The following is a 2,645-nucleotide window of genomic DNA, read 5'->3' on the forward strand; positions in this document are numbered from 1 at the left end:
CGACGCCGCAGGCAGAACCGCCCGAAGAATCGGTGCAGACGACGCCGCAGGCAGAATCGCCCGACGAATCGGCGCAGACGACGCCGCAGGCAGAACCAACCGACGAATCGGTGCAGACGACGCAGCCGGAGCCGCCCGCAGCAAGCGCAAACGAGCCGCCTGCTGCAGAGGCATCGCCTGCGCAGCCGAAGGCAGCGGCAAAGCCCCCGCCGGAATGTGCACAGGAACAGCCCTCGGCACAGAGCGAATTTCTGGAAACGGCGGAGCAGAAAGCCGAAGCGATAAAACGTGCGGCGGAAGCGTCAGCCACGCTTGCTGACGCGCCGTTCACGCGCAGGAAGAACCGCATGAAGCAGGGGCGCGTCGTTTTCGAAATCGTTCTCTTAGCTGCGATGGCGTGGATTCTCATGGAGCTTTTCTTCACGCTCAAGACGTACGAACCGTTCGCGGCAGCGGCGGTGAGTGAGGAGGATCACGGCTTTATCGCGCTCTCTTACTTCGGCGTCGATCGGAACGGGGAAACATCGACGCTCATCGGCAAAGAGCAGCTGCGTCTCCACCTTGCAGAACTCAAAGAGCAAGGCTATGTGACCATATCGCAGCAGGATGTTCTCGACTACTATCAAAACGGCAAGCCTTTGCCGCCGCGTTCGCTCTTCCTCATGTTTGAGGATGGGCGGCGCGATACGGCGATTTTTGCACAGGAGATCATGGAGGACTTGAACCTTAAGGCGACGATGATGACGTATCCCGAGAAGTTCATCAAGGAAGATACGAAATTTTTAAGCCCAAAGGACTTAAAAGAGTTGGAAAGCTCGACCTATTGGGAAATGGGGTCGAACGGCTACCGTCTCGCTTACATCAACGTCTTTGACCGCTACGGTGATTTCCTCGGAGAGCTTGATCCGCTGCGTTTCAATTTGGTGAGCCGCTATCTCGATCGTCGTTACAATCACTACTTGATGGACTACATCCGCGACAAGGACGGCATACCGACGGAGAGCGAGCGCCAGATGGAGCGCCGCGTCACCTACGATTACACGCGGCTTCGCGATGTATACGAAGAGGAGCTTGGCTATGTGCCGCGCGCGCATGTGCTCATGCACGCAAACACGGGGCGGTTCGGCAACAATCCGCGCGTCAGCGCCGTCAACGAACGCTGGATTCGCGACATTTTCCCGATGAACTTCAATCGCGAAGGCTTTGTGCTGAACAAGCGCACGAGCAGTCTCTACGATCTCACGCGGATGCAGCCGCAGCCGTATTGGCCGATCAATCATCTTCTCATGCGCATCAACTACGATACGGACGGGAGTCTTTCCTTCGTCGAAGGCCGTGCAGAAGGCCGCCGTGCATGGGATCTCAAGGAAGGCGCATTGGAGTGCAAAGAGGAAACATTGATCCTCACGACCTTGCCCGAGGGCAAGGCGGTAGCACGTCTTGCTGACGTCGAAGATTTGCGCGACCTTCGCTTCGAAGCGGAGCTTGAGGGGAACGCTTTCGGTTCGCAGCAGATTTTCCTGCGCAGTTCCGTCGATTTGGCGGAAGCTGTTGGCATCGTGCTCGTCAACGATCAGCTTGTTGTCGAGGAAATCAAGGGCGGCGAAAAGCACGAGCTTTATCGTGAAAAACTGCCTGTGATTCTCGGCGAGAAGATTCTTTCCGTCGAGGAGGCGCACCAAGAGGCGAAGGTAGGGGAAAACGAAGCTTTCGCACTCTATGCGACTTCGCCCGCTGCTGCCAATGAGTACATGGGGCGCGCCAATGAGGAGCGTGAGGCGTATGCCGCCACCGTCGAAGACGGCGCCGCGCCTTATGAGGGACGCGCGAGCTTCCATCGCCGCGGCAAATGCAAGCTGACGATTCATTTGAAAGATGACCGCTTGAGCGTCGAAGTCGACGGTCATATAGGTCCCGAGGACATCCTCTTGAGCCGCACGGAGAGCGGTAGCATATTCCTTGGCTCGTCATGGCAAGGGGAAGCATGGAGCCAGAGAAATCTCGCCGACGACGTTTACGACGGCGTGTTCAAAAAGGTGCGCGTCTTGACGGAGACGGGAAAGACAAGCGACGAGGAACAGCTTCTCTATTCGAGCGAGTACACGGGTATGGAAAAGGTGCAGCACAGGGTCAAAGAAATTTGGGAAAGCGTCTTGCGCTGGTTCCTTGATTATGTATAATTAAGAAAAGAAGGGTGCGAGGTGCAGAAACCTTTGCGCCCTTCATGTATATGGGGGAAGAGGGAGGTTGTTTCATGCGATGGTTGATGTTGGGGCTTTTTCTTATCGCAGTCGTTTCACTGGGGGGATGCGCGAAGGCGGAGCCGTTGAAGAGTGCGCCGCATACGCCCGTGGAGTTTGCTACTTGGCAGGTGTACTGGGATGTGAAGAGCGGTGAAGAGGACTACCGGGCGGTGCGTGAGAAACTCGCGAAGGTTTCCATCTTTGCCGTGTGCTACGATGAGGACGATAATTTTCATATTCCGAAAGAGGTGCAGACGCTCGTAAATTCCTATCGCATACGAAAGGTGGAGCGCTATCTGACGTTCACGAACGACATCGTGGGGCAAAAGCGTGTGGAAAAGGACAAGGAAATCCTGAGCAGCATCTTGGCGACCGATGAGGGGATCGAAGATGAAGCGGATG

At 56.1% G+C, this 2,645-nt stretch carries 1 protein-coding gene and 1 pseudogene; both read left to right on the top strand.

All coding sequences use genetic code 11. The features are described 5' to 3' along the window. A partial coding sequence (locus ACTTKG_RS10265) for a hypothetical protein (RefSeq protein ID WP_442674102.1) occupies positions 1–2,180 on the top strand: 2,180 nt, incomplete at its 5' end. Between the two features lie 74 nt (positions 2,181–2,254). Further along, positions 2,255–2,645 (top strand): annotated as a pseudogene (locus tag ACTTKG_RS10270) (hypothetical protein); the annotation flags it as partial.

It is taken from the genome of Selenomonas sp. (assembly GCF_052169755.1).
Classification (GTDB): Bacteria; Bacillota; Negativicutes; order Selenomonadales; family Selenomonadaceae; genus Selenomonas.